28 protein-coding genes and 3 pseudogenes are annotated in these 26,441 nt (G+C 69.8%); 7 read left to right on the forward strand and 24 right to left on the reverse strand.

The window, feature by feature from the left end:
- Positions 1 to 626: 626 nt before the first annotated feature.
- Positions 627 to 872 (forward strand): YdcH family protein, encoded by a 246-nt coding sequence (locus tag G4G93_RS26165; RefSeq protein WP_048443104.1) that lies wholly within the window; start codon positions 627 to 629, stop codon positions 870 to 872.
- A 56-nt stretch (positions 873 to 928) separates the two neighbouring features.
- The gene (ppk2, locus tag G4G93_RS26170) at positions 929 to 1,972 is read left to right on the forward strand and encodes a polyphosphate kinase 2 (RefSeq protein WP_232389511.1); all 1,044 of its coding nucleotides are present in this window, start codon (positions 929 to 931) and stop codon (positions 1,970 to 1,972) included.
- A 62-nt stretch (positions 1,973 to 2,034) separates the two neighbouring features.
- Here the strand turns inward: ppk2 and G4G93_RS26175 are convergent, their stop codons facing one another.
- Positions 2,035 to 2,286 carry a hypothetical protein gene (locus G4G93_RS26175; protein ID WP_048443105.1) on the reverse strand — a complete coding sequence of 84 codons (252 nt, stop codon included), beginning with the start codon at positions 2,284 to 2,286 and terminating at the stop codon, positions 2,035 to 2,037.
- A gap of 39 nt (positions 2,287 to 2,325) precedes the next feature.
- Entirely contained in the window at positions 2,326 to 2,547 is a 222-nt protein-coding gene (locus tag G4G93_RS26180; RefSeq protein ID WP_157080506.1) for a hypothetical protein, read from the reverse strand.
- A 287-nt stretch (positions 2,548 to 2,834) separates the two neighbouring features.
- On the opposite strand from G4G93_RS26180, the gene G4G93_RS26185 reads away from it, so the two are divergent.
- Positions 2,835 to 3,575 (forward strand): helix-turn-helix domain-containing protein, encoded by a 741-nt coding sequence (locus G4G93_RS26185; protein ID WP_048443106.1) that lies wholly within the window; start codon positions 2,835 to 2,837, stop codon positions 3,573 to 3,575.
- A 7-nt stretch (positions 3,576 to 3,582) separates the two neighbouring features.
- Here the strand turns inward: G4G93_RS26185 and G4G93_RS26190 are convergent, their stop codons facing one another.
- Positions 3,583 to 3,912 carry a c-type cytochrome gene (locus tag G4G93_RS26190; protein ID WP_048443107.1) on the reverse strand — a complete coding sequence of 110 codons (330 nt, stop codon included), beginning with the start codon at positions 3,910 to 3,912 and terminating at the stop codon, positions 3,583 to 3,585.
- On the reverse strand, positions 3,912 to 4,724 hold the full coding sequence (locus tag G4G93_RS26195; protein WP_048443108.1) for a universal stress protein: 813 nt from the start codon (positions 4,722 to 4,724) through the stop codon (positions 3,912 to 3,914). The genes G4G93_RS26190 and G4G93_RS26195 overlap by 1 nt, the downstream gene beginning before the upstream one ends.
- Before the next feature lie 219 nt (positions 4,725 to 4,943).
- Here G4G93_RS26195 and G4G93_RS26200 point away from each other — a divergent pair, with 219 nt between their 5' ends.
- Positions 4,944 to 5,630 (forward strand): OmpW/AlkL family protein, encoded by a 687-nt coding sequence (locus G4G93_RS26200; RefSeq protein ID WP_048443109.1) that lies wholly within the window; start codon positions 4,944 to 4,946, stop codon positions 5,628 to 5,630.
- A gap of 22 nt (positions 5,631 to 5,652) precedes the next feature.
- Here the strand turns inward: G4G93_RS26200 and G4G93_RS26205 are convergent.
- Positions 5,653 to 6,624, reverse strand: a pseudogene (locus G4G93_RS26205) (histone deacetylase family protein).
- A gap of 354 nt (positions 6,625 to 6,978) precedes the next feature.
- Here G4G93_RS26205 and G4G93_RS26210 point away from each other — a divergent pair.
- Positions 6,979 to 7,167: a hypothetical protein gene (locus tag G4G93_RS26210; RefSeq protein WP_048443110.1), complete on the forward strand. Its 189-nt coding sequence runs from the start codon at positions 6,979 to 6,981 to the stop codon at positions 7,165 to 7,167.
- 67 nt (positions 7,168 to 7,234) lie between these two features.
- Here G4G93_RS26210 and hemN read toward each other — a convergent pair whose 3' ends face one another.
- Positions 7,235 to 8,587, reverse strand: coding sequence for an oxygen-independent coproporphyrinogen III oxidase (gene hemN, locus G4G93_RS26215; RefSeq protein ID WP_048443111.1), 1,353 nt, complete (start codon positions 8,585 to 8,587; stop codon positions 7,235 to 7,237).
- A 218-nt stretch (positions 8,588 to 8,805) separates the two neighbouring features.
- Between hemN and G4G93_RS26220 the strand changes: the two genes are divergently transcribed.
- Positions 8,806 to 9,006, forward strand: a complete 201-nt coding sequence (locus G4G93_RS26220; protein ID WP_157080507.1) for a hypothetical protein — start codon at positions 8,806 to 8,808, stop codon at positions 9,004 to 9,006.
- 19 nt (positions 9,007 to 9,025) lie between these two features.
- Here G4G93_RS26220 and ccmE read toward each other — a convergent pair whose 3' ends face one another.
- The 12 genes and pseudogenes from ccmE to hemA all read right to left on the reverse strand — a co-directional run.
- A complete protein-coding gene (ccmE, locus tag G4G93_RS26225) occupies positions 9,026 to 9,475 on the reverse strand; it encodes a cytochrome c maturation protein CcmE (protein WP_048443113.1) in 450 nt (149 codons plus the stop codon).
- Positions 9,472 to 10,761, reverse strand: coding sequence for an MFS transporter (locus G4G93_RS26230; RefSeq protein ID WP_048443114.1), 1,290 nt, complete (start codon positions 10,759 to 10,761; stop codon positions 9,472 to 9,474). The genes ccmE and G4G93_RS26230 overlap by 4 nt, the downstream gene beginning before the upstream one ends.
- On the reverse strand, positions 10,754 to 10,891 hold the full coding sequence (gene ccoS, locus G4G93_RS26235; RefSeq protein WP_063838467.1) for a cbb3-type cytochrome oxidase assembly protein CcoS: 138 nt from the start codon (positions 10,889 to 10,891) through the stop codon (positions 10,754 to 10,756). Before ccoS ends, G4G93_RS26230 begins: the two co-directional genes overlap by 8 nt.
- A gap of 7 nt (positions 10,892 to 10,898) precedes the next feature.
- Positions 10,899 to 13,214 (reverse strand): heavy metal translocating P-type ATPase, encoded by a 2,316-nt coding sequence (locus G4G93_RS26240; protein WP_048443115.1) that lies wholly within the window; start codon positions 13,212 to 13,214, stop codon positions 10,899 to 10,901.
- 11 nt (positions 13,215 to 13,225) lie between these two features.
- Positions 13,226 to 13,741, reverse strand: coding sequence for a FixH family protein (locus G4G93_RS26245; RefSeq protein WP_048443137.1), 516 nt, complete (start codon positions 13,739 to 13,741; stop codon positions 13,226 to 13,228).
- 2 nt (positions 13,742 to 13,743) lie between these two features.
- On the reverse strand, positions 13,744 to 15,243 hold the full coding sequence (gene ccoG / locus G4G93_RS26250; RefSeq protein WP_083469066.1) for a cytochrome c oxidase accessory protein CcoG: 1,500 nt from the start codon (positions 15,241 to 15,243) through the stop codon (positions 13,744 to 13,746).
- A 183-nt stretch (positions 15,244 to 15,426) separates the two neighbouring features.
- A complete protein-coding gene (ccoP, locus tag G4G93_RS26255; RefSeq protein ID WP_048443117.1) occupies positions 15,427 to 16,305 on the reverse strand; it encodes a cytochrome-c oxidase, cbb3-type subunit III in 879 nt (292 codons plus the stop codon).
- Between the two features lie 3 nt (positions 16,306 to 16,308).
- On the reverse strand, positions 16,309 to 16,458 hold the full coding sequence (locus G4G93_RS26260; RefSeq protein WP_048443118.1) for a cbb3-type cytochrome c oxidase subunit 3: 150 nt from the start codon (positions 16,456 to 16,458) through the stop codon (positions 16,309 to 16,311).
- 5 nt (positions 16,459 to 16,463) lie between these two features.
- On the reverse strand, positions 16,464 to 17,210 hold the full coding sequence (gene ccoO, locus G4G93_RS26265; protein ID WP_048443119.1) for a cytochrome-c oxidase, cbb3-type subunit II: 747 nt from the start codon (positions 17,208 to 17,210) through the stop codon (positions 16,464 to 16,466).
- Between the two features lie 71 nt (positions 17,211 to 17,281).
- Positions 17,282 to 18,961, reverse strand: a complete 1,680-nt coding sequence (gene ccoN / locus G4G93_RS26270) for a cytochrome-c oxidase, cbb3-type subunit I (RefSeq protein ID WP_048443120.1) — start codon at positions 18,959 to 18,961, stop codon at positions 17,282 to 17,284.
- Positions 18,962 to 19,742: 781 nt separating this feature from the next.
- Positions 19,743 to 19,994: a hypothetical protein gene (locus G4G93_RS26275; protein WP_048443121.1), complete on the reverse strand. Its 252-nt coding sequence runs from the start codon at positions 19,992 to 19,994 to the stop codon at positions 19,743 to 19,745.
- A gap of 191 nt (positions 19,995 to 20,185) precedes the next feature.
- A pseudogene (hemA, locus tag G4G93_RS26280) lies at positions 20,186 to 20,897 on the reverse strand (5-aminolevulinate synthase); the annotation flags it as partial.
- Between the two features lie 5 nt (positions 20,898 to 20,902).
- Between hemA and G4G93_RS26285 the strand changes: the two are divergent.
- Positions 20,903 to 21,517 (forward strand): annotated as a pseudogene (locus tag G4G93_RS26285) (IS3 family transposase); the annotation flags it as partial.
- Between the two features lie 439 nt (positions 21,518 to 21,956).
- Here the strand turns inward: G4G93_RS26285 and G4G93_RS26290 are convergent.
- The 6 genes from G4G93_RS26290 to G4G93_RS26315 form a co-directional block, all read right to left on the reverse strand.
- The gene (locus G4G93_RS26290; protein ID WP_157080509.1) at positions 21,957 to 22,205 is read right to left on the reverse strand and encodes a hypothetical protein; all 249 of its coding nucleotides are present in this window, start codon (positions 22,203 to 22,205) and stop codon (positions 21,957 to 21,959) included.
- A gap of 490 nt (positions 22,206 to 22,695) precedes the next feature.
- Positions 22,696 to 23,694: an FAD:protein FMN transferase gene (locus G4G93_RS26295; protein WP_083469067.1), complete on the reverse strand. Its 999-nt coding sequence runs from the start codon at positions 23,692 to 23,694 to the stop codon at positions 22,696 to 22,698.
- A 4-nt stretch (positions 23,695 to 23,698) separates the two neighbouring features.
- Positions 23,699 to 24,520 (reverse strand): DUF4198 domain-containing protein, encoded by an 822-nt coding sequence (locus G4G93_RS26300; protein WP_048443124.1) that lies wholly within the window; start codon positions 24,518 to 24,520, stop codon positions 23,699 to 23,701.
- 24 nt (positions 24,521 to 24,544) lie between these two features.
- On the reverse strand, positions 24,545 to 25,057 hold the full coding sequence (locus G4G93_RS26305) for a DUF2271 domain-containing protein (protein WP_048443125.1): 513 nt from the start codon (positions 25,055 to 25,057) through the stop codon (positions 24,545 to 24,547).
- Between the two features lie 10 nt (positions 25,058 to 25,067).
- Positions 25,068 to 25,760, reverse strand: a complete 693-nt coding sequence (locus G4G93_RS26310) for a PepSY-associated TM helix domain-containing protein (RefSeq protein WP_245239631.1) — start codon at positions 25,758 to 25,760, stop codon at positions 25,068 to 25,070.
- Positions 25,757 to 26,440 carry a Fe2+-dependent dioxygenase gene (locus tag G4G93_RS26315; protein WP_048443126.1) on the reverse strand — a complete coding sequence of 228 codons (684 nt, stop codon included), beginning with the start codon at positions 26,438 to 26,440 and terminating at the stop codon, positions 25,757 to 25,759. The genes G4G93_RS26310 and G4G93_RS26315 overlap by 4 nt, the downstream gene beginning before the upstream one ends.
- Position 26,441: the final 1 nt, after the last annotated feature.

The raw sequence follows: 26,441 nt of genomic DNA on the forward strand, positions 1-26,441 counted from the left end.
CAGTTGTGCCCCCCTTCCCAACGTCATGCCCCATGACGGGCCTGGAAGTGGGAGACGATGAGGGCTGACGTCCAGGTGGACGAGGTTCCATGATCCACAAACATGCTGCCCGAGAGCGTGCCGGAGCGGCGGTTCGTCGAGGCTGGGGCCATCATCAGGTCCGGCGAGACGGTGGCCGCCGTGCGGATCGGCCAGGCCGCTGCACGGCATCGTCTCGCCCGCCGCGGGACGCCTGCACGTCATGATCCCGCCGAACGGGGTATCCCGGCCGTACCATCGCCGGGACGCGGCACAAGGCCTCCGGGGGCGGCCGCGTCCCAGACGAAGGGGGCTGCGGCACTCGCCTGCCTGGCCTGGGCCGTCGCCGATGGTCCCGCGTCGGAGGCTGGCCCATCGCCGCATGGACATCCCGCCGGCGTCACGTGGTCGGCGCCCGGGTTGCACGAGTGCGGCTTCCTGGGCCTGACGCGCGACGAACATCCCTGAACACGGTGCGATGGCACCTTGCGCTGGATCAAGGATGGCGCGGCCCCGGCTCGGCCAGGATGTCGTCCACGGGGCCGGAGCCGCGCGTACGTCGCCGCGGGTCCTTTGATCGAACGAGGCCCCTCGCAAGGAGCTTACGCATGTCGCACGTCCCTCACGACCTCGCCGCGGAGTTCCCGGGCCAGGCAGGCCGCATCCAGGCGCTGAAGCATGCGGACGACCGGTTCGCGGACCTGGTCGAGCGCTACCACGTCGTCAACCGCGCCCTGCACCGAATGGAGGAGCGCATCGAGCCCGTGTCCGAGGAGACCGAGCGGGCCTCGCGCCTGGAGCGGCTGCATCTCAAGGACGAGATCGCCCGCGCCCTCGCCGCAGTGACCGCCTGAGGCACGGGACGGGGTCCGCAGCCGCCGTTTGGGCGCTGGCAATGGAGGTGACGAACATGACGGACGCAACGGGACAGCGGACCACGATGATCGGCCTCGGCCAGTCCGCGACCCCAGAGGATGAGGCGGCGTCCCGAGCGGCGGACCGGGTGCCGCCGGATGGGTTGCCGGCACCCGACGCGAACGGCCGGAATGCGGACGCGGAAGTGCAGCCCGGATCGTCGCGGTCGGCCTTCGCAGAGCGCCACGATCCCGAGGCGGTCCGCCGAGCCTTCGAGACGGGCGAGTATCCTTACAGGACGCGCCTGACCGAGAAGGCTTACCAGGCGCACGTGCTGCCGCTGCAGATCGAGCTGCTCAAGCTCCAGAACTGGGTCAAGGAAGCGGGCGAGAAGGTCGTCGTGCTCTTCGAGGGGCGTGACGCCGCGGGCAAGGGCGGCACGATCAAGCGCTTCATGGAGCACCTCAACCCGCGCGGCGCCCGCGTCGTCGCCCTGGAGAAGCCGAGCGAGCGTGAGCGCACGCAGTGGTACTTCCAGCGCTACGTCCAGCAGTTGCCCGCCGCGGGCGAGATCGTGTTCTTCGACCGCTCCTGGTACAACCGCGCCGGCGTCGAGCGCGTGATGGGGTTCTGCACCGCGCACGAGTACCTGGAGTTCATGCGGCAGGCGCCCGAACTCGAACGCATGCTGGTCCGCTCCGGCATCCGCCTCGTCAAGTTCTGGTTCTCGGTCACGCGCGAGGAGCAGCTGCGCCGCTTCGAGGCGCGCGAGCGCGATCCCCTGAAGCATTGGAAGCTGTCGCCCATCGACCGGGCCTCCCTCGACAAGTGGGACGCCTATACCGAGGCCAAGGAGGCGATGTTCTTCTACACCGACACCGCGGACGCGCCCTGGACCGTGGTGAAGTCTGACGACAAGCGGCGGGCGCGGCTGAACGCCATGCAGTTCTTCCTGGCCGCGATGCCCTACCCGGACCGCGATCCGCACGTCGTGCACGGGCCCGACCCACACATCGTCGGCTCGACCGGGGCCGTCCTCGGCCAGCATGCGGGCCTGCTCGACCGGGCCGTTCACCCGGACATGCGGCGGGGTGGCTGACAGCTCCGGGAGGCCGCCTGACCGGTGAACCGAGCAGACGTTCGGAGCGCCCTCCGTCCCGCTCATGTCGCCGCCTCGCGTTCGGCCGCGGCCATCATGTCGGCCACGCGTGGCGAGAACCTGCGGACCGCCGCCAGGACCTCGCGGTCGCCGCCGCGCAGCATCCACGTCTCCATCGAGGCCTGGAGGCCGGAGCCATCGTACAGGCGCAGCGCGGTCAGGAAGGTCCTGCGGTGCCGGACGCGCCTGACCCTGGTCACCTCCCGCCACCGGATCATGAGCCCTCGGCCGTCGTGGATGCCGTCGACGACCACCGTGTACGGCGCCCGGCCCGTCGCCAGCCGCCACGACCATCAAGCCGAGAAGGCGGTCAGCGCCGCTGCCAGGAGGCCGAGAAGCACGACGCCGGCGACGTTCAGGAAATGCGCCCGCAGCGCGAGCGCCACGCCCGCCACGCCGCCGATGGCGAGGAGGAGCACGGGTACGAGCTGGACGGTTCCGAGCCGCAGGGTAACGGCATCGGCCGGCGGGCGAAGGGACCTACTGGGCGCCTCGTCGGACCGAGGATATCTCACGGGTGCGCTCCGAACTCTCGGTCGGGACATCGTCGGTTCCGTCGTGCGCCCTGGAATGGCGCCCGCGGGCGCAACGCGGTGAGAGGCGAATCCGGCCGATGACAGTGTCGGCACCGTCCGCCTCGGCCGCAAGCCGTGCGGGCGAGGCGAACGGTGCCGAGGACGGTGCCTCGCGCCCCGTGCCGCCCTTGCGCTGGATCAATGCACGGCGTGTCCCGTGGCTCATCCTCCGCGCGGCGGGAAACGACCGGGAGGGGCCCGGCAGACCCGACCGTGCGGGAGGCGGCATGCTGGTCGATACGGGCTCGTGCGGGAGGATCCCCCATGCCTGCCACCATGGGCGCTCCGAGAACGGCTGCGCCGACTGCAAGGTGCGCCTGATCAGCGTCTGCTCGGTCCTGGAACTGGACGAACTGGAGGAGTTGGAGGCGCTCAGCCACCACCTCACCCTCGACAAGGGCCAGGCCCTGTTCGGCCAGGACGAGCCGGCAGGCTTCGTCTTCAATGTCATCGAGGGAGCCCTGCGCCTCACCCGCCTGCTCCCGGACGGACGGCGCCACGTGATGGGCTTCGCCCTGCCGGGCGACTTCCTCGGCCTCGCCCTGCAGGAGCGCCACTCGGTCTCGGCCGAGGCGCTGGGGCCGGTGAAGACCTGCCGCTTCGCCCGCCAGGACTTCGCCGCCGTGGTCGAGACCAAGCCGCACCTGCTCAGGAGCCTGCACGAGCGGGCCGGCCACGAGCTGAACCTCGCTCAGGAGCAGATGCTTCTCCTCGGCCGCAGGACGGCCGAGGAGAAGGTCGCCACCTTCCTGCTGTCGTTGCGGGCTCGCTACGCCCGGGCCGGCCATTCGTCCGTCACGGTCGAACTGCCGATGGGCCGCCAGGACATGGCCGACCACCTCGGGCTGACCATCGAGACGGTCAGCCGCATGCTGTCACGCCTCGACCGGGCGCATGCCATCCTGCTCGTGCCCGGCGGCGTGCGCCTGCTCGACCTCCCGCGGCTGGAGGCGATGGCGGCTGGTTGATGCCGCCTCACCGCTCAAGCGTCTTGAGGTAGGCGATCAAGGCCTCCGCCTGATCAGGCTCGAAGCGGAACTCCGGCATGGTCGGATGTCCCGTGCGGATGCCCTCGGTGAGCGCCTCGGCGAGGTCCTCGACCGGGTAGCGCTCGTGGAGCGTCCGGAACGGCGGGGCTTGCCGGAGCGGGCTTACCCCCGTCCGGCCGACGGCGTGGCAACGTGCGCACTCCGTACGCGCCAGGGCGCGGCCGCGCTTGACCCGCTCGTCCCAGGCGGCGGCGGGGACGGCCGCGAGGCACATCAGGAGCGCGGACGCCGTCGCGATGGCAGGTGCCGTGCCCATCAGTGGCTCATCAGGCAGCAGAGCGGGGAGGCCCGCAGGATGTCCCGGGTCACGCCGCCGAACAACCATTCCCGAAGCCGCGAGTGGCCGTAGCCGCCCATCACGATCAGGTCGGCTTCCTCACGCTTCGCGAAGCGCAGGACCGCGTCCGCGACCGCGCCGCCCGGGGCGTCCAGCAGGTTCATGGTGATGTGCGCCCCGTGGCGGCACAGTAACTCGGAGACCTCCTCGGCGCCTTCGAAGCGGGCATCGCTGCCGGCCGCCGCGACGAAGACCTGGTCCGCGCGCCCGATGAACGGCAGCGCGGCCGAGACGGCGCGACGCGCCTCGGGCGCATCCTTCCAGGCGATGACGATGCGGGCGGCGGCCAGGTGCTCGACGCCCGGCGGCACGACCAGCACGGGACGCCCGGCTTCCATCAGCACCGCACCCGGGTCGGGCACCATGGCGTTGGGCGCCGCGCGCGGCGCGTCGCGTCCGACCACGAGCAGGTCAGTGCCGCGCGCCTGCCGGACGAGGAAGGCCTCGGCCCCGTCCTCGGCCTGCCGCCAGCCGGTGCGGAGGTCGCCTCCGGCAGCCGCCTGGAACACGTCCCTGGCCCGGTCGAGCTCGCCGGCCAGCTTGGCGCGCTCCGCGTCGTAGGCGGCCTGCGCCTCCCCGAGGTCGCCGGTGGGACCGGGACTGGGCAGCTTACGGGCCGCGACACCGGTGAGCGCGGCCTCGAAGCGTCGCGCGAGGTCCGCTGCGAGGCCGACGCGGCGGGCGGCCGCCTCGCTGGTGTCAAGGGCGACCATGATGCTGGCGATGGACATTGAACGTCTCCGGCTCGGGATGGAAGATCCTTGAAGGCTGTCTCACCGATCCATGAGGATGATCCTTGATCCAGCGCAAAACCGGCTGGCTCTTCGGGGCGGTCGCTGCGCGAGCCCGGACAAGCTTGGCCGTTTGACCTCGATCAAAGACGTCTGGTTCCGGGATGGGCGAGTGGACGCGCAGCCGAACGCGGCCCTGTCCCGAGACCGAACGAAACCATGCGCAAGAAAACCCTCCTCGTCGCCACGGCCGCCATACTGGCCTGCGGCCTCCCAGGCGCCCACGCCGCCGACCTGCCGACCTTCGCCGCGGCACCGACCCTGGAGCCGGCGCTGACGACGTGGTCGCCCTGGCTCGTGCGCGTGCGTGCGCTCGGCGTCCTGCCCGACGCGGGCGCCCGCCTCTCGGCCGGGGGAGCCCCGCTCTCCGGCGCCGGCGTGGCCATCACCGACTCGGCCATCCCGGAACTCGACATCTCGTACTTCTTCACCCGAAACGTCTCCGCCGAGCTGATCCTGGGCGTGACGCGGCACGGCATCCAGGGTGCCGGCACCCTGGCGGGCACCCGCATCGGCACCACCTGGATCCTGCCGCCGACGCTGACCCTGCAGTACCACTTCGACGGGTTCGGCCCGCTGAAGCCGTATGTGGGCGCGGGCGTGAACTACTCGATCTTCTTCGGCGAGCGGGAGCGGGGCGGCTTCACCGGCTTTCGCCTCTCGAACAGCGTCGCGCCCGCCTTGCAAGTCGGCTTCGACTACATGCTCGACGAGCACTGGGGTGTGAACGTCGACGTGAAGAAGCTCTTCCTCGACACGAAGGTGAAGCTCAACGCCGGCGCGGTCCGCGGTCGCGTCGACATCGACCCGTGGATCGTCGGCGCCGGTATCACCTACCGGTTCTGAAGAGGTCGGCCGGAGCGCCTTGCTAGGCTGCGACCGTGGAGGCTTCCGTCGCCTGGGCGGTGCAGTGCAAAAGCGGCTCTATCAGAGCCTCGACGTGGGCGGCGGCCGAGCGTGCCAGGCCGATCAGGTCGTAGCCACCCTCCAGCAGCGAGACGACGCGGCCGCTGCAGACGCGGTCGGCGACGTCGACGAGCCGCTCGGTCGCCCAGCGAAAGTCGTCTTCCGTAAGGTCCAACCCGGCCAGCGGGTCGCGCCAGTGGTCGTCGAAGCCGGCCGACACCAGGATGAGGTCGGACTCGAAGGCCGCGATGCGCGGCAGCACCGCCGTTTCCAGTGCCGCGCGGAACATCTCGCCGTCGGCACCTTCCGGAAGAGGCACGTTGACCACGTTGCCGTGCTCGCCGCGCTCGCACGCCGCACCGGTGCCGGGGTAGAAGGGCCATTGGTGGGTCGATCAGAACAGGACGGTCGGGTCGTCCCAGAAGATCTCCTGGGTGCCGTCCCCGTGATGGGCGTCCCAGTCCAGGATGGCGACGCGTCCCGCGCCGTGGACGGCCTGGGCGTGGCGGGCCGCGACGTTGTTGAAGAAGCAGAAGCCGGCTGAGCGTGCCCGTCCGGCATGGTGCCCGGGCGGACGCATGACCGAGAAGGCATTGCGGACCTGCCCGGTAATGACCTCGTCGACCGCCTGCACGGCGGCCCCGGCGCTTCGCAAGGCCGCGTCGAGAGTTCCCGGTCCTGCATGCGTGTCGCCGTCGAGATGGGGAAGGCCACCGCGCTCAAGACCGCTGAGTGTTGCCGCGACGTATGCCTCGTCGTGCGCCAGATGAAGGGCGTCGAGCGCGGCGCGGGGTGCCTGCTCGCGCACGAGCGCCGAGAAGCGCTGCCGCTCCAGGCAACCTTCGATGACGCGGATGCGGTCGGCGCGCTCAGGATGCCAGGGCGGACCGAGGTCGGTAAGCGCGGCCGTGTGGGTGAGGTGCAGTGTCGCCAAGCGTTGCCTCCCGGGCGGCGCCTGTCGTGGTTGTCTTCGACGGCATGGCCCGTCACGTCCGGGGAGACGTTACGGATCCATAACGTCCACCGCGATCTTCGGGTGCGCCGAATCCCGAACCGGGCCAAGCCTGTCTCAAGGGGCCGGTCTTTGACCTGGATCAATAGGCCGGGGGATAGGGACGACTAAGCGGGAAGGCCAAGGGCCAGGCAGATCCCGTGACCGAGGCGCTGGCTGGGCCGGAACGCCTTCCATCGATCTTCGCCTCCTCCAGCCCGAGAAACCGCCATGGGCCGTTCGAACCTCCCCTCTTCGATGCGTCCAGCCGAACCGTCGTCGGATGCGGAGGCACGGATGAACCTTCTCTGGGGCGCGCGGACCCATGAGGCGGTGGCTGATAACCTGTCCGACAAGGCCCACCGTCTCGATCCGACCGGAACCCTGCCGGCCCTGCGGCTCCTGCGCCGGATGGTGCGGGACCACCGCATCAAAGCCTTGCTCCTGCGGGGGCAGGCCGCCGTCGCGGACGGCAGTCTGCTCTGAGAGACGTGGCATGGCGGCCCCTGCCACGAGGTGTGGGCCCCCGCCGCACCGTCGCCCGACGTGCCGGTCACGCCGCGCGGCTGTGCAAGGCACCGGAAGTCCCGAGATGCCCGTCAAAGGAGGCGGCGACGTTCCGCACGAAGATCCTGGCTTCCGCTGGGATAACCAGGAGTTCGCCGTCCCAGCGGACCAGCCGATGGTCGGCCAACGTCGGCAGCCGCGTGAGCGTCGCGAGGAATGCCTTCGGGTCGCGGCCGTGAGCGCGGCAGGCCTGCCCGACATCGACGGCGAAGTCGCACATGATCCGCTCGATTAGGTCCGCCCGAAGCCGGTCATCCGGCGTCAGCACGTAGCCCTTCACCGTGGCGAGCTCGCCCTGACCGATGCGCTCGGCGTAGGCGCGCAGCCCCGGCGCGTTCTGGACGTAGCCTTGCGGAAGCCGCCCGATGGCCGAGGCGCCCAGTCCGATCAGCGCGTCGCTCGAGTCCGTCGTGTAGCCCTGGAAGTTCCGCCGCAGCCGACCTTCCGCCTGTGCGATCTCCAGCGGGTCGTCCGGCAGGGCGTAGTGGTCGAGGCCGATCCGCCGGTACCCGGCAGCGGTGAGCGTCTCGGCGATGGCCTCGGCCTGCGCGCGGCGCGCGCGCCCGTCCGGCAGGCTGGACTGGTCGATGTGGCGCTGGTGCTTCTTGAAGGCGGGCACGTGGGCGTAGCCGAACACCGCGAGGCGGTCGGGGCGCAGTTCCAGGCACTGCCGCACCGTATCGACGCACGACTCGACAGTCTGGTGCGGCAGGCCGTAGATCAGGTCGAGGTTGATCCCGCGCACCCCGGCGGCCCTGAGGCCGACGACCGCCGCGGCGGTGACGTCGAAGCCCTGCCGACGGCGGATCGCCTCTTGCACCACGGGATCGAAGCTCTGGACGCCGAGGCTCGCGCGCGTGACGCCGGCGTGGCCGAGTGCCTCGGTCATCGCGGGCACGAGTGTCCGCGGGTCGATCTCAACGGCGACCTCGGCCATCGGATCGAAGGGGAAGCGGGCCCGCAGGGCCGCGACGAGGCCGACGAACGCCTCCGGGGCCATCACGGTCGGGGTGCCGCCGCCGAAGTGGACATGGCGGACCAGGGGCGCGTGCTCGAACCGCGCGGCGACCAGCCCGATCTCCCGTCCGAGAAGGCCGACGTAGTCGGCGATCGGCGCGTCGTGCCGGGTGATGCTGGTGTGGCAGCCGCAGTACCAGCACATGGACCTGCAGAACGGGACGTGCAGGTAGAGCGATGCGTTGGCCGTAGGGGATGTTTCAGCCAGCCACGCCGCGTAGCGTTCGGCACCGATGCCGGCGGTGAAGTGGGGGCTCGGCGGGTAGCTCGTGTAGCGGGGCAGCCGCTCCTCCCCATAGAGCGCCCTCAGATCCTCCCGCATGCTCGCACCTCGTCAAGTTTGCCGGTCCGCCCGGGGAGCCGACCCTCGGTCCGCGGTAGGCTTCCGACCGGGGCCCCGCCTTGATGTGGCTCAAAGGCGGGCCGCCTTGATCGAGGTCATGGCTCGGGCGCGGCGCGGAGGGCATCACCGCGCTCACAGGCAACGCCCGCGGCCGTCGCGGCGACCTGCTCAGGCTGGGAGGGTTCGAGGTGCCGAGGGTGCTCAAGGTCGACAGCGGTCGGTTCGCCATCGTCGAGGGCGACCTGTGGTGGCCAGGACGCTTCGATTCACCCGGGACCGCACGGCGCGCGGCGGCCTTGCGAGAGGACGTCCTGGCCCGGTTGCAGGCGCGCAAAAACGCCGAGGCGCGTGACACCCGCGGCGTCATCACGGTCGCCGACCTCGAAGCCATCTCGTGACGGACCGTGCCGGCCGCCGCTAGGGGGCGGACCGGCCGCCCTGCCAGTGCCCCTGCGCCTTGAGGGCGCCGGCGACCTCGCGCGGCATGTATGTCTCGTCGTGCTTGGCGAGCACCGAGTCGGCGCGGAAGGTCCCGTCCGCGTCAAGGGCTCCTTCCGCCACCACGCCCTGGCCCTCGCGGAACAGGTCGGGCAGCAGCCCGCGGTACGTCACCGGCACCGTGGCGGTCGTGTCGGTGACCGCGAACGCGACGCGCTGGTCGCGGCCGCGGACCACCGAGCCTTCCTGCACGAGGCCGCCGAGGCGGAACCGCGCGCCGACGGCCGGCCCCCGCAAGGCGACCTCGCTCGGCGAGCGGAAGAACACGATGGAGCCGCTCATCGCCGACAGGACGAGGCCGACCGCGAGGGCCAGCACGGCTCCGCAGACGGCGATGATGACGAGGCGGCGAGACTTGCGGCGGGTCATGGCGCAGCCTGTGCCTCCGGGCCGTCGGGATTGCCTCCGCAGGCGACAGGAAGGACGCAGGCCGCGAGGAGGCACAGCGAACCCGCGGCGAGGAACGACGGCAGGTAGCTCTCCAGCCCGATCCGCGACACGCCCGCGCCGTAGGCGGCCGCAGCCGCGCCGAGCTGATGCCCGGCGAACACCAAGCCGAGCGTCGTCGGCGCCCGCTCGCGGCCGAGACGGTCCAGGAGGAGCCTCGCCGTCGGAGGGACCGTGGCGACCCAATCCAGGCCGTAGAGCGTCGCGAACAGGGACAGCCCGACGAACGAGAGGTCCGTGAAGGGCAGGCACACGAGCGACAGGCCACGCAGACCGTAGAACCAGAACAGCAGCCAGCCGGGCGCGAACCGATCCGACAGCCAGCCGGCGGCCGTCGACCCGACGAAGCTCAGCAGGCCCATCCCGGCGAGCAGGCCGGCCGCCGGGACCGGCCCGACGCCGAGGTCGGCGCAGAACGGCACTAGATGGACCTGGACGAGGCCGGCGGTGGTCGCGCCGCAGACGACGAAGCTGCCGGCCAGGACCCAGAACGGGCCCGACCCCGCAATCTCCCGCAGGGAGCCCTGCCCGGACCGGGGGACCACGGTTCGCGTACCGGTCCCCACCTCCCGCGCACCGTACGGTCGAAGGCCGACATCCTCGGGCCACTCCGGAACGAGGGCGTGGACGGCGAGCGCCCCCAGCGCCAGCAGGGCGCACGGGACGAGGAGGCAGGCGCGCCAGCCGTGCGCGTCCGTGACCGCGGCGAGGAGCGGCAGCGTCGCCAGCTGCCCCGCCGTCGCGGCGGCGCCGAAGAGGCCGATGACGAGGCCGCGCCGGGCCGCGAACCAGCGCGCCGCTACGGTCGTGCCGAGCACCAGGGAGACCAAGCCCGCACCGGCACCGACCAGCACGCCCCAGAGCAGCATGAGGTGCCAGGCCTGCGTCATGGTGAGCGAGTCGACGAGCCCGGCGGCGGCCATGGCGAGGCCGACAAGGGCCACCCGGCGCAGGCCGACGAGGTTCGTCAGGGGGCTCGCGAGCAGTCCCGCCACACCGAAGGCGGCGAGCCGGACGGCTGCGGCCGCCGAGAGGGTCGCGACGTCCCAGCCGAACTCCCGGCCGAGGGGCAAAATCAGCACGTTCGGCACACCGGCCGCCGTCGCCGCGGCTAGGAGCGCGAGGCAGGTTGCCGCCGCCACGGTCCAGGCCCGGTGCGGGACCCGAACGGCATCCGGCCGGTGCTGCGCGAGGGCGAGGTCAATCATCGTTGAGCACGCGGTACTCGGCACCCTCGATGTCGTCGTACTGGCCGCTGCGCAGCGCCCAGAGGAAGGCGGCCAGCCCGAGCGTGCCGAGCGCCAAGGCGATGGGGATGACGAGGAGGAGCACGGTCATGGCGGCCTCAGGCAGCTCCGGCGACGGGGACCGCGGCGGACGACCGAAGCGTGGCCGGTCCCGCGGAGGCCTTCGTCTTAAGGCGGGCTCGCATGGCGTTCGCCGTGACGACGAGGGACGAGCCCGACATGGCCAGCGCCGCGAACAGGGGCGTCAGGAGACCTGCTGCCGCCAAGGGGACCGCGAGCACGTTGTAGGCCGCCGAGAACCACAGGTTCTGCAGCATGAGCCGCCGGGCCCGCCGCCCCGCTGTCAGTACCGACAGGACTGGGGCGAGCCCGCGGCCCAGGAACAGTGCGTCGGCCGCGGCCTGGCTGACATGCGCGGCGGTGACCGGCGAGAGCGAGGCGTGCGCGGCGGCGAGCGCCGGCGCGTCGTTGAGGCCGTCGCCCACCATCATGACCCGGTGGCCGGCCCGCTGGAGTTCCTCAATGCGAGCGATCTTGTCCCGGGGGGCGAGACCCGCCTCCCACTCGGCGACACCGAGCCTGCGCGCGACCGCCTCGACGGCGGCGGCGCGGTCGCCCGACAGGACCAGGACGCGGTGGCCGAGCGCCGCGAGACCGGCGACGACCTCGGCCGCGTCCGGGCGCAGGCCCTGACGCACCGGGAAGGCGGCCGGCGACCCGTCCCCGGCTCGGAAGCAGATCACCGAGGCCTCCGGGTCGGCCTCCAGCGCCGCGGCAGCCTCGGCCTCGGCCCCACAGAAGAGAGCGGAGCCGAGCCGCAACTCCACGCCATCAACTTGCGCGCGCACACCTAGCCCGGCCGCCTCCTCGGCGCCGGGGAAGGGTTCCGAGCCCCCGGCCGCAACGGCCAGGGCCGTGGCCATCGGGTGCCGGCTCGACAGGGCGAGCCTCGCCGCGGTCTCCAAAGAATCGTGATCGAAGGTGCCGGCCGTCAGGACCGGCTCCGGCAGGGTCAGGGTGCCGGTCTTGTCGAACACCACGGTGTCGACTTGGGCGAAGCGCTCCAGCGCGGTGCCGTCGTTGAGCAGGACGCCCTCGCGGAACAGGGCGCCGGCCGCCACGACCTGCACGGCTGGGATAGCGAGGCCGAGCGCGCAGGGGCAGGTGACGATCAGCACCGCGACGGCGTCGAGGAGCGCCGCGTGCCAGCCGGCGCCCGCCGCGAGCCAGCCGACAAGGGTCAGCGCGGCAGCCGCGTGGACCAGCGGGACGTAGAGGCGTGTCGCCCTGTCGGCGAGGACGAGCACGCGCGAGCGCGCCTCCAGGGCCCGCCGCATCAGGCCCTCGACCTCGTCGAGGAGTGTGGAGCCTGCCGCCGCGGTCACCCGCACCGTCAGGGCGCCGCTGCCGTTGAGGGCGCCCGCGAAGACGCGCTCGCCGCCGCGCACGGTCACGGCGGCGGTCTCGCCGGTCACCAGGCTCTGGTCGAGGTCGGACGCGCCGTGCTCGACGACGCCGTCGGCCGGCACCCGCTCGCCCGGCCGGACCAGGATGCGCGCGCCGGGGGTAAGTTCCGTGAGCGGGACATCGCGCAGGCCGCCGTCCGGCTCGGCCAGCGTCGCGCGCTCGCTGCGGAGCGCCGCGAGGTTCTCCGCGAAGGCGCGGGTCCGCCGGCGCATGGTCTGGTCGAGCACCCGCCCGATCAGCAGGAAGAACAGCAGCATCACCGCGCCGTCGAAATAGGCGTGCGTGGCACCCGACAGCGACTCGACCACCGACATCACGAGGGTCAGGACGACGCCGAGGGTGATGGGGAAATCCATCGTCACGCGGCCTGCCTTCAGCCCGCGGAAGGCCCCCTCGTAGAAGGGCCGCCCGGCATAGGCGGCGGCCGGGAGGGCGATGACCGCCTGGATCCAGTGGAAGAGGTCGCGGTTCTCCGGCGTCATGTCCGAGACGTTGCCGGCCCAGACCGAGATGGCGAGCAGCATCACGTTCATCGACGCGAAGCCCGCCACCGCCAGCGCCCGGATCAGCCGCTTCGTCTCGGCGGCTTCCGCGTCCGCGAGCCTGCCGGGCGTGAAGGGCTGCGCGGTGTAGCCGAGCGCCGCGAGCGCCGCGAGGACGGCAGGGATGTCGGGCTCGACCTCACGCCGCCAGGTCACGGCGAGGCGCCGGTCTGAGAAGTTCAGCCGCGCGGAGGCCACATCGGGCAAGGGGGCGAGCCCACGCTCGATGGCGGTCATGCAGGCGGCGCAGCGCACGCCCTCGACGGCGAACTCCGCGCGGGCCGAGCCGTCCGGCAGGGTGGCGACGAAGGCGGTGTAGTCCCGGCCCAGGGAGGGCCGGGTGTTCGCCTCGCTCCAGGAGGCGTGGGCCTCCACGTAGGCGAGCGCCATGTCGGTGCAGCACATAGGAGAGACCCTCAGTCCAGGACGATCCGGTGCCTGCGCCGGAACGCGCCACCCTTCGGTCCGGCGACTTCCACGACGAGGTCCCATTGCCCGCTCGCGACCGGTTCGGCCCGGGCCGCATAGGTCCCTGCGCTGATCTCGACGAGGTCGACGCCCACATCCTGGCGCTTGTCGGTCGGGCGTTCGAGCCGGGCCTGCAGCGACTGTCCCCGGACCGGCTTTCCTCCGTCATCGGCCAGGGTGACGTTCACCGACATGACCGAAGCGGGAAGGCGGACGACGGTCGCGTCGAGGCGCCAACCGAGGGCGTCCTGCTCGGCCGCCCGCCTCAACTCGGCGTTGTAGCGTTGGCTGGCCTGGTAGGGGGACGGCTCGTCCAACCCGGACCACGTCCGGAAGGCGGACGTGACCAGGACTGCGTCCGCGCCGGCGACGGTGCCGAAGAACGCGACGAAGATCAGGAGCACCTTGCGGCCTGTCAGTCGGCCGGGAGCGCGCGATGGGCGCGGCGAGGCGATGGTCGGCATGGTCATGGGGCTTTGAAGGTGTCCTGCGCGCGGGCCGTCTCGCCGGTCGCGGCGTCGGCGATGCGGAAGGTCAGGGGGGCGGAGGCTGCCGGCTCGGCGCCGGCCGGAGCGAAGACGAGGACGCGGAACTCCTGCGTCGCATCGGACGGCACGGGCAGGTCGGCGGCCAAGCCGCCCACAACCTCGACCCGCGCCCCGGGCAGGCCCTCGACCGCCAGCGCGTAGTGTCGTTCGCCGGGGCGCTTGTTGCTGAGCCGCACCGTGTAGCCGTTGCGGATACTGCCGTCGGACAGGGTCACGTAGAGCGGGTTACGGTCGTGCAGGACGCTCAGGCCCATGAAGCTGCGCGTCACGAGGCTGTAGAGCATGAACCCGCCGATGCCCGCGACAAGGGCCACGTAGAGCACGGTCCGCGGGCGCACGATCCGGCTCACGGGGCCGCCGCCGGCGGCGCGGCTCCGGCGGTTGGCCTCGGTGTCGTAGCCGATCAGGCCCGCAGGGCGCCCGAGCTTGCCCATCGTCGTATCGCAGGCGTCGACGCAGAGGCCGCACTGGATGCAGTCCATCTGCAGGCCGTCGCGAATGTCGATGCCGGCCGGGCAGGCGGTGACGCAGGCGAAGCAGTCGACGCAATCGCCGGCGGGCTGGCCGGCCGCGCGGAGCGCGGTGGCCTGCTTGGCCGAGACCCGGGGCTCGCCCCGCGCGTCGCGGTAGAGGATGTTGTAGGCGTGCTCGTCGGTGAGCGCGGCCTGGATGCGCGGCCAGGGGCACATGTAGGTGCAGACCTGCTCGCGCATGTGGCCGGCGAGGAGGTAGGTGGTCGCGGTCAGCGTCAGGATGGCGACGTAGGCTGGCGCCGGCGCCTGGAACGTGGCGAGTTGCACGACCAGCGTCGGCGCGTCGGCGAAGTAGAGCACCCAGGCACCCCCGGTCCACCAGGCGATGAGCAGCCAGATGGAATGCTTCATCGTCCGCAGCGCGATTTTCTCCATCGACCAGGGCGCGGCGTCGAGCTTCAGCCGCTCCCGGCGGTCGCCCTCGATCAGGCGCTCCACGGCGAGGAACAGGTCGGTCCAGACGGTCTGCGGGCAGAGGTAGCCGCACCAGACCCGGCCCGCGACGGCGTTCATCAGGAACAGGACCAGGGCCGCGAGGATCAGCAGACCCATGACGTAGGTCACGTCCTGCGGCCACAGCTCGATGGAAAAGAAGTGGAACCGGCCCTTGTCGAGGTCGAGCAGCACCGCCTGAGACGGCTCGCCCGGGCCCCGGTTCCAGCGCAGGAAGGGAACGAGGTAGTAGATGCCGAGCGCGACGACGAGCACCGCCCACTTGATCCGCCGGAAGGTGCCGCGGACCAGCTGCGGCTGGATCTTGGTCCGCGCGGCGTAGAGCGATCCGTCCACGGCCGGGATGGCCGCCCGCGTCGCGCGCCGGCCGAACTTCGTGGTCGGTCGGGGTCTGGGCACGGGGGCTGGTCTTGTCGGCTCGGCGAGGGACATGGGTGCAAGGTTCCGTCCGGCGACGCGGCCGGCTCCGTCGGTCGTAGGTCCGGCTCGGGGCGGCTGCCTTGATCTCGCTCAAGCGCAGGTTCGAGCCCTGTCCGGTGCCAGTCGCACCGGACAGGGCTCGCGGGAGGCCAGACCCGAACCGTCCCCCTCCGGCCGGCCGGACCTGCCTCCCGACTACTGGCCGCCGCCCAGGCCGTGGACGTAGACGGCCAGCGACTTGATGGTCGCCGGGTCGAGGCGGCCCTCCCAAGCAGGCATCACCCCCTTACGCCCGTTCGTGACCGTGGCGACGACCTGCTCGGGCGACGAGCCGTAGAGCCAGATCGGGTCGGTGAGGTTCGGCGCCCCCATCTCGGGATTGCCCTTGGCGGCCTCGCCGTGGCAGCCGGCGCAATTACCCGCGAACACCTCGGCGCCCTTCTCGGCGCTCGCGCTGGCCACGCCCGGCTTGCCGGAGAGCGAGAGCACGTAGCTTGCCACCGCCTCAACCTCGTCACGCTTGAGCACGCCGTCGCGCCCGAAGGCCGGCATGTCGCCGACATGCGCCTCGCCGTGGCCGGAGCGGGCGCCGAAGCGGATCGTCTGCTCAATCGCCTCGGGGGTGCCGCCCCAGAGCCAATCATCGTCCTGGAGGTTCGGATATCCGATGCGGCCGGTGGCCGAGGTGCCGTGGCAGGCGGCGCAGTTGTCGCCGAACGCCGCCTTGCCAGTCGCGAGGGCGAGGCGCAGCAGGGCCGGATTAGCGCGGATCTCCGCGACGGAGGCGCTCGCGAGCTGCGATTGACCGCGCAGGTCGCGCTCCCGGCGCACCGCCTCGACCTCGTCGAGCACGGTCGCGCGCTGGGAGTAGCCGAGCAGGCCGCCGGTGTAGCCGCTGACCATAGGCCAGGCCGGGTAGAGCACCCAGTAGCCCATCGCCCAGACGATGGTGGCGTACAGGCCGTAAAGCCACCAGCGCGGCAGGGGATTGTTGTACTCGGCGATGCCGTCCCACTCGTGTCCGGTGGTCTCCGGGCCGGCGGGCGGCTTGCCGGGGTTGGCGGTATCGGCCACGGCTCAGTCCTCGATCAGGGGGAGATGGGCGGCCGCGTCGAACCGGGCGCGGTTGCGCGGCCAGAAGGCGTACAGGATCACGGCGAGGAAAATGCCGACGAAGTAGAGGAGGCCGCTGGTCTGGGCGAAGGCGGAAGCGTTCTCGTACGTCATGGCACTCACCTGAGGTTTTTCTTGTCTTCGTAGATCTTGAAGTCGACCATCGTGCCGAGCACCTGCAGGTAGACGACGAGCGCGTCGATCTCGGCGGCCTTGCCCTTATCGCCGCCGAAGTCCCGCACGGTGGCCCCCGGGTAGCGGCGCTGGAGGTCGGCGGCGCCGGCACCGTCCGGATCGAGCTGCGCCTTGAGGTCGGTCCGGGCCAGAGCGATCATCTCGTCGGTGTAGGGCACGCCGAGCGCCCGGTTGGCCTTCAGGTCGTCGGCGATGGCGTCGGCGTCGAGGGGCCGGTCGAGGAAGGCGTAGGCCGGCATGATCGAGGCCGGCACCACGGCGCGCGGGTCCTTCAGGTGCTCGCGGTGCCACTGGTCGGAATACTTGCCGCCGACGCGGGCGAGATCTGGGCCGGTCCGCTTCGAGCCCCACTGGAAGGGGTGGTCGTACATGCTCTCGGCGGCGAGCGAGAAGTGGCCGTAGCGCTCGATCTCGTCGCGCATCGGGCGCACCATCTGGCTGTGGCAGAGGTAGCAGCCCTCGCGGATGTAGATGTTGCGGCCGGCGAGCTCCAACGGCGTGTAGGGGCGGACTCCCTCCACCTTCTCGACGGTGCTTTTCAGGTAGAAGAGCGGCGTGATCTCGACGAGGCCGCCGATGGCCACGACGAGCAGCGCGCCGATGAGCAGAATGATGGAGTTCTTCTCGAAGATCTCGTGCCTCTTCCAGAGGCCGGGCTGGGCGGTGGCCATCGGACTTCTTCCGTATGTGACGGGCGTGACGCGTTTGCGGACGGGCCGCCCCTTCGGGCGGCCCGGAGACTTCACTCCGCCGGAGCGAGGCCGACGGTTCCGGGAAGCACCTCGCCGCCGGGCAGCGGCTTGCTCTCGACCGCGGTCTTGCCCGCGATGGTCATGACGAGGTTGTAGGCCATGATCAGCCCGCCGATCAGGAACAGCACGCCGCCCAGCGCCCGCACCAGGTAGTAGGGCTGCATCGCCTCGACGGTCTCCACGAAGGAGTATTCGAGGAAGCCCAGGGCATTGTAGGCGCGCCACATCAGGCCCTGCATGATGCCTGCGACCCACATCGAGGTAATGTACAGCACGATGCCCAGCGTCGAGACCCAGAAGTGCCACTCGACGAGCTTCAGCGAGTAGACCTCACGCCGGTTCCACAGCCACGGGACGAGGCAGTAGAGCGCGCCGAAGGAGATGTAGGCGACCCAGCCGAGCGCACCCGAATGCACGTGGCCGATGGTCCAATCCGTGTAGTGTGAGAGCGAGTTCACGGCCTTGATGGACATCATCGGCCCCTCGAAGGTCGCCATGCCGTAGAAGGCTAGCGAGACGACCATGAAGCGCAGCACGGGGTCGGTGCGCAGCTTGTCCCAGGCACCCGACAGCGTCATGAGGCCGTTGATCATCCCGCCCCAGGACGGCATCCACAGCATGATCGAGAAGGTCATGCCGAGCGTCTGCGCCCAATCCGGCAGGGCCGTGTAGTGCAGGTGGTGCGGCCCCGCCCAGATGTACATGAAGATCAGGGCCCAGAAGTGGATGATCGATAGACGATATGAGTAGATCGGCCGCTCGGCGCGCTTCGGGACGAAGTAGTACATGATCGCCAGGAAGCCGGCGGTGAGAAAGAAGCCCACCGCGTTGTGGCCGTACCACCACTGGATCAAGGCATCCTGCACGCCCGCGAACATCGGGTACGACTTGGAGCCAAGGAAGCTCACCGGCATCGCGAGGTTGTTGACGATGTGCAGCATCGCAATGGTGACGATGAAGGCGAGGTAGAACCAGTTCGCCACGAAGATGTGCGGCTCGGTCCGCTTGCGGAGCGTGGCCAGAAACACGAGGAGGTAGGCGACCCAGACGACGGTCAGCCATAGGTCGGCGTACCATTCGGGCTCGGCGTATTCCTTCGACTGGGTCACGCCCATGAGGTAGCCGGTGCCGGCGACGACGATGAACAGGTTGTAGCCGAGCACCACGAACCAGGGCGCGAGCTCGCCCGCGAGGCGCGCCCGGCAGGTCCGCTGCACGACGTAGAAAGAGGTGCCGATCAGGACGTTGCCGCCGAAGGCGAAGATCACCGCCGACGTGTGTAGCGGCCTTAGGCGGCCGAAGCTCGCGTATTCGAGGCCAAGGTTGAGGGACGGCGCCCAGAGCTGGAAGGCGATGATGCATCCGACTAGGAAGCCGGTGATGCCCCAGGCCATCGCTGCGACGGCCGTGAACTTGATCGGTCCGATGTTGTAGTTGGGCTTGCCGTCGATCTCTTGCGGGGGCGCCTCGACCGACCGTCCCTCGTAGCGCTTCAGGATGGCGGCGATGCCCGCCACCGCAGCGAGCGCGAACACGCCCATATGGACGGAGAACGGCGCGTCGACCGCGCGGGCCGAGGCCAGGGCGCAGAGGAAGGCGCCGGTGAGAAGAGCCAGGCTTAGGCCGACCTCCCCCTCGGTCATGTACTTGGATGCTGGTGTCGCGGCCATGGCTCGCTCGATTCGCCTCGCGCAAAAACGGCTACGCCTGCGCTTAGGTGGCTGGGTGGCCCGGAGCCTTGATTTCGATCAAACGGCCTGCCGCGGTGCCGCCCGCCGGCGGGCGGCGCCCGAACCGGTAGTTGTCCTTCCTCCACGAAGCCCGCTCGGGCCGGGTATCGGCGTCGTCCGCTAGTGCACTGACGCCGACGAAAGCACCACGCCCGATCTCGCCAACCGCCTGCAAACGCAGCGGAAATCGCAACGAACTATGTACCTTTTGAAGGCGTCAGTGCACTAGCGCCCCCTTCCGCGGGCTTGATGGCGAGGCGCGCATGTCCCACGTCCCGCGCGAGCCGGACGGCGGCCGCGACGACCGCGTCCGGCAGCGTGCCGCCCGACGGCTGCGCTGTGATCCTGTCGCTCACGTTCTGGGCCGCGCTGACATCGAGCTTGCCGTCGATGCGGTGGCGAAGACGGCGATGGCGTGTCCGCGCAGGTTCTGCAGCGTCGCCAAGCCGCTACCGCGCGGCGCCCACGTCAGGCGGCAAACGCCCCCGCGGCAATCTTGCAGCGACAGGCCGGGATAGCGGAGGCTGACGAGCGGAGGGCCCGTCGGTACCCTCCGCGGTGACGGGAGCCGCCGTGTAGCAGCGTTCATCGTGTTGCCTCGACGGGCCGGGCACCGGGCCGAGACAGGCGTGCTATCGTCGCGCCGGACCCGCGGCATCGTTCGGGACCGTAGGCCGGACGCGGGCGGGGCCGCCGGCGATGGCTGGACGAACGGGTCGCCTCAACCCCGTTGCGAGCGGCAGAACCCGAGCAGCCCGCTCGGCAGGATCATGGCCGCCAGGACCAGGGGCGCGAGGATCTTGGTGCCGGTGACCAGCGCGTAGAACAAGAAGCCTCCGGCATTGAGGACCAAGGTCACGGCAAGCAGCGCGAACGCGGCGGCCACGGCCAATCCCCCTACGGCGACCGCCGAGACGAACAGCGTCGCGAAGGCCCAGATCGGGTTCCACGCAAGGGATAGAGGGGCGCCCATCGAGGTACTCTCCGGTTGAACGCCGCTCACTTTCCACGGTCCCGGAAGCCTGGCCTTGGGATAGATCAAGGACGACGCACGGTCGCGATGCCGCCGCTCCGGGCGCTTCGGATTTCCGTGCAAGGTGCTCGCACGGGCTACTCCGCGGCCTCGACGAAAGCGGTGCCGGCATGCGGGATGCCGAGGGCGTCTCAGGTCTCGGCGAGCGCCGCGGTGAGCTTGCTGACCTGCGCCTCGTCGTGGAACGGCGACGGCGTGATCCGCAGGCGCTCGGTGCCGCGCGGCACCGTCGGGTAGTTGATCGGCTAGATGTAGATGGCGTGGTGCTCCAGCAGGCGGTCGGCCGCCACCTTGCACAGCTCGGCGTCGCCGACCATCACCGGCACGATGTGGGTCTCGGTCTCCAGGACCGGCAGGCCCGCCGCGCTCAGGGCCAGCTTGGTGGCCGCCGCCTGGCGCTGGTGCGCCTCGCGCTCGGTGCGCGAGCGCGAGGCGCACTGAGGCGCGCGCCGCCGCCGCCAACGCGGGCGGCAGCGCCGTGGTGAAGATGAAGCCGGGCGCGAAGCTGCGCACCGCGTCGCAGATCGCCGCCGAGGCGGTGATGTAGCCGCCGACGCAGCCGAAGCCCTTGGCGAGCGTGCCCTCGATCACGTCGACCCGGTGCATCACCCGGTCGCGCTCGGCGATGCCGGCGCCGCGCGGGCCGTAGAGGCCGACCGCGTGGACCTCGTCGAGGTATGTCATGGCGCCGTAGCGGTCGGCGAGGTCGCAGATCTTGCCGCCCGACGCCACGTCTCCGTCCATCGAGTAGACCGACTCGAACACGATCAGCTTCGGCCGGTCGCCGGCCTCCTGAAGCAGCTCCTCCAGGTGCTGGAGATCGTTGTGGCGGAAGATCTTCTTCGCGCTGGCGGGTAAACCGCAAGCGGGTCCACCGGCTCTACAGGGACGAGGGCCTGAGCCTGCGGCTCAAGCGGCCGCGCCGGCACGTCAGCGCGGCCCACCGAGAGCGTCGGCCTGCCCCAGTGCGGCCCAACGAGCGCTGGTCGATGGACTTCGTCTCCGACGCGCTCTTCGACGGCCGCTGGCTACGAGCCTTGACGGTGGTGGATGCCTTCACGCGCGAAGCTCTGCGGATCGAGGTGGATCAGGGCATCAAGGGCGAGCAGGTCGTGGCTGTCGTTGCCCGCTTGGCAATCCTGCGCGGAGTACCGGAGACGATTCAGGTCGATAATGGGCCTGAGTTCGTTTCGAAGGCGCTCGATCGCTGGGCCTACGAGAACAGCGTCGCGCTGGATTTCTCGCGGCCTGGCAAGCCAACCGACAACGCGCTGGTCGAGTCGTTCAACGGGCGGCTGCGCGACGAGTGCCTGAACGCGAACTGGTTCTTGTCGCTGGCCAACGCGAGGGCCAAGATCGAGGCGTGGCGGCGGCAGTACAACGAGAGCCGTCCTCACACAGCCCTGGGGTGGCGGACGCCCCAGGAATTCGCCTTGGCGGCGGCCCGAGAGGCTGCCGAATGAGAGCCGGAGGCTCAACCCTCGGCCGGACCAAGATCCGGGGGACCGTCATGTCCGTGACGAAGCAGGAACGCAGCTCTGCACCATCACCCTGAACCTTGAAGCCGCCTGCTATCCGGAACGGCAGAAGCGCAACGATTTGTGATTTTCGAAGACCGACGCCGCGCCCTGTGAGCCGGAAACTGTAGCTCGATCCGAAGGAGGTTCAGCGGATCTGAAGGGCGGCCAAAGCTGACGAACTAACAGTCAGCCGGCTATGTTTATTATTTGTCCGCTTTGGTTCTTGATTTGTATCCATCGACCCTTGCGGGTCCGATGGCATCAGCGTGCCGGGTATGGCCTGTCGTGCCGCTCATTGCGGCAGCAAGGGGTAACTCCTCGCCGCAAACCTTGGCCGTTTTAAGGTATGGGTATCTGAGCCGGACGTGCCGGACAGTGGCAATCAGTCGGCTTCGCTCGGTGCATCGCGGATGAAGGCCAGCACATCGTTCAGGGGTAGGGAGCTGGGATACTCAGGAAAGGCGAGGCTCACGGGGGCCCCAAGGGCCGTCATGATGTCCCGCAGCCCCTCCACCCAAGCTCCGGCCTCAGCCTGAGTCGCAAAGCCGGTTCGGACCATCGTCTTGTCCGGTTCGATAGTCACCGTGACGGCAAAGCGTCCGTCTGGTGTGTCGAAGATCTGGTAGCTCACGCGGCGGGCCATCTGGGATGACTAGCGCAATAAGTCGGTTCTGCCAAACGATGTGACGGCTATTTACTTTAGAGCGTTTCAACAAAGATACATCGATGATCGTACATGTGATTGCCATGGCGTGGTACGCCAGCAAGGACCAATCGAACCTGAAGCGGGCATGCATGATCTCGATCGAGAGGCGCAATCCAGCACAGGCTGGAGTGAGCATGATCTCTCAATTTTTTAAATTGTGACATAACAGCCATGGAAGCTGGGTCCATACGCCTCCCCTATGCGAGCGCCGCCGAGAAGTCCTGATGAGGGGGCGGTTCCTAGCGGCGTGCTATTGATTGCACTCGCGGGCGCTCGGCGCTCGGCGCTCGCATAAGCTTGGCGTATAGAACGTGATTACATCTGCGCGGCAATCACATCGTGCATCGACGTCGTCTCATGGCATGTTTCCGTATCCACTTATCCAAGTATGTCGAATTTTTATACTATTAACTGACTATGATAGCATTCTCTTAAATATCGAACTCGTATATTCATGCGCTTGATTATCTGCTGCTCGCGTGATCACGCGTGCTGCCAAGCGATGGCGCTCCGCAAAGGCCAAGCCGTCAGCGAGACCCAGCACCATCAGCGCAGTGGCCGCCACGTCTGCGACCAGACACGCTGCATGCAGGACTGTGGCGACAAGCGGTCCGTTCGAGAGCGGAACTCCGGTGCGAGGATCAAGGGTGTGACCATGGCGTTCTCCCTCGCATGAGAGAACGCGTCGGTAGTCGCCCGAGGTTGCGACGGCGAGCCCGTGCAGGGCGACGACAGTGGCAGGCCGCTCACTGCCGGGCGGCTCCTCTAACCGCACCCACCATGGTGTACGGTCCGGCTTGATGCCAGCACCGCGCAGCTCACCCCCAATCTCGACGAGGTGATTCGTCAACCCACGCGCGGTGAGTGCCTCCGATACCACGTCGACCGCGTAGCCCTTGGCGATGCCACAGAGGTCGAGCTGTATCCCGCCCGGCTGGAAGGCGGCGCCTGAGGCTGGATCAAGGCGAACGCGGGCAAAGCCGCTCCGCGCCTGCGCTGCCTGGATCGCGGCTGCACCAGGCCTGCATCGGATCGGGCCCGGCGGGCCGAAACCCCACAAGTCGGTGAGGGCCCCGATCGTCGGATCGTAGGCTCCGTCCGTGAGGCGCGCGAGGTCGAGCCCCGCTGCGAGAACCTTCCGCAGCTGGCTTGGTAATGGCACCCATGTGCCGGCCGGTGCCTGATTGAAGCGCGTGAGGTCCGACTCCGGCCGCCACTGGCTCATCTCGCGGTCGATGCCATCGAGGAGCAGCGTGAAACCGGTGCGAACATCCTCGGCCTGATGTCCATCAGGCACGACGGCCTTCACGGACCAGGTCGTACCCATCATCTCACCCGACCACGCGACGAGGGTACCCTCCGGCGCGGCGCAGCCGATCGGAGGCAGAGCGGGCGGGATCAGGACGCGTCGCACGGCGCTACGGAGGCAGAACTTCCAACGTCACGTTGTAGGTCGCCCGACGCCGCGCATTCGGCATCGTCGCCTTGCCGTCCTGCACGGTGGCGCTGAGCCAGTACATGCCGGGCGCCGGCCAGCTCACCACGAAGCTTCCATCCGCTCCCGTGCGCAGCTTGAAGTCGTTCAGCTTGTCGCGGTAGCGGATGCCGCCCGGCACGACCTCAATCTCGACGTCCGGCACAGGTAAACCGTCAAGGAGCAGGACGAACCGAGCCGCCTCGCCGGAGACGAGGCTGTTCGGGTGGGTCATGGGACGCAGCGACAACCCTGCAGCGCTGGGATCCGGGGCGACCTCGCTCGGTTTGCCGGACGTGACGAACACCTCCGTGCGCTGCTGCGACTGCGTCACCTGCAGCCCTTCTGCCTCGCGCGGCACCTCCTTCTCCAGGTTCTCTGGGGCGCCCCGCCAGCGCTTCGACATTCCGTTGAGCTTGTAGCTGGCAAACACGGCCGACTGAACCACGCTCCCCCGGTACGTACCCGGTTTGTCGAGGTGGAGGTCGAACGTGCTGCGGTACTTGCCGGTGCTGCCATTCTGCACCGGCACAGAGCGGCCGTCTGGCCCCGTCACCGTGAGCCCGTCGAGCCGCATCGGAAAGTGCTCGAAGTAGAACAGATCGTTCGAGATCGCCGCGTCGACCGTCACCCAGGCATCCGCGCCCGACAGCACGGTGGCCGAGGGCAGCATCCAGGCCCGATGGGCCTGCGCGGGCCAGGACAACGGCACAATGGCGGCGAGTAGCGCGGCCACGGCCGCGCGGCGGAAAGGTCGGAGGGGCATGAGGAGCCTCGCAGCAGGCAACGATTAGGGGGTGAGGGTGACAGCGACACGACCGAGTTCCTCGGCACCGCGCACCTCCTTGGCCCCGGGCTCACCGGCAGGCCAGGACAGCGGCAAGCGGACGATCTCGCGTCCGCCCACCTCGCGCGCCGCCTCGACGACGATCTGGTAGGAGCCGGGTGCGAGATCTTTCAGCGGCGCAGCATCGGCGGAGAAGCGCAGGGCGTGCTCCCCGACAGGTCGGGTGGCGCCGCTGACGCTGTCCACCGGCATCTCGAGCTCGCGGCCGACGCGGCGCCACCACTGCCGCATGTCCTTGAGCCACTTGGTGCCCTCTCGGCCGGGCTTGGCGATGTCGTACCAGACGGCTAGGTTGGCCGCGACGCTCTGGTCCGGCCGCTCGAGCCAGACGGCCACGTAGGGCCGGTGATACTCGGCAACCTCGAGGCGGGGGATCTGCACGCTGACGGTCAGCTCGCTCGCTCCGGTAGGCGCCGTGAGCAGGGCGGAGAACAGCGCGGTGACGCTCGAACGCAAGGGGCGGACCTCAGGCATGGATGAACAGCAGGGCGATGAGGAGCGGAGCCAGGAGGCCCAAACCGACCACCGGCCAGGTGGCGGGCCGGCGCCCGGCGTGGAACCAGAGCAGCGCCAGCCCGGTGAGGCAGAAGACCAGGCAGGCGGCCCCGAACCCGTCGATGAACCACGACCAGGCCGAGCCGGTGTGGCGGCCCTTGTGCAGGTCGTTGAGGTAGGCCAGCCAGCCGCGGTCGGTGACCTCGTGCATGACGCTCCCACCCCGGCGCGCGAGACTGACCCAGCCGTCGCCGCCTGGACGCGGTAGAGAGAGCGAGACCTCGTCGGACGAGAACTCCGCCTCGGGTGTCGGCCGGATCCCGATCTCTCGGCTCAGCCACGCATCGACAGCGGGCGGCAGTGGGCCCCGCCCGCGGGATGGCAGGGCTTGCACCAGGGGCAGCAAGTCGGCCGGCAGCGCCGCCTCGCGGGTCGCGACGCGCGCCCGTGCTTCCAACTGCGCCGCATGGTTCAGGGTGATGCCGGTCACTGCAAACAGAAGCATGCCGACGAGGCATAGGGCCGAGCTGATCCAGTGCCACGCGTAGAGCTGCTTCAGCCAGAACGCCCGCCGCTTCCGAGCACGGTGTCGATCCTCGCTGGCGGACGGCACCGGGTGCCCTGCGACCAAAGCGCTGTCCTGCGGCAGAACGTGGTCGCTCACATCTCGGCCCAGCGGCGCAGCAGGTTGTGGTAGCAGCTCGTCAGGGCGACAGCAGCCGGATCCTCATCCGAGAGCTTCTGCCGAACCCCGGTGATACCCTGGTCCATGGCGAAGAGCAGCGCGCGCTGACCGTCGTCCTTGACCATGGACTGCGACCAGAAGAACGCTGACCACCGCGAGCCGCGGGTGATCGGCTCGACCCGATGCAGGGAGGTCGCGGGATAGACAATCATGTCCCCGGCCGGCAGCTTCAGCGAATGCGCGCCAAAGGTGTCTTCGATCACCAGTTCGCCGCCGTCGTAGGCGTCAGGCTCGGTGAGGAACAAGGTGGTCGAGACGTCGGCACGCATCCGGATCCCGGCGCCCGGCACCATCCGGACCGCCCCGTCGACATGGGCGCCGAAGCCCATGCCGACATCGTAGCGGTTGAACAGCGGCGGCAGCACTCGCAGGGGCAGCGCCGCAGCGTTGAAGAGCGGGCTGCGCCCGAGCGCCCGCAGGATGAGATCGCCGAGGTCCCGGGCGATGGGCGCGTCCTCCGGGATCTGCAGGTTGTTCTTGGCGCGTGCCGCCTGAGCACCGGCAGTGACGCGGCCGTCGACCCACTCACTCGCTTCGAGGCGAGTGCGGCAATGGGCGACCTCCTCGGTTGTGAGGACGTTGCGAACGTGGACGAGCATC

Origin of the sequence: Methylobacterium sp. DB0501 (assembly GCF_011043735.1) — a bacterium.
Lineage (GTDB): Bacteria > Pseudomonadota > Alphaproteobacteria > Rhizobiales > Beijerinckiaceae > Methylobacterium > Methylobacterium alsaeris.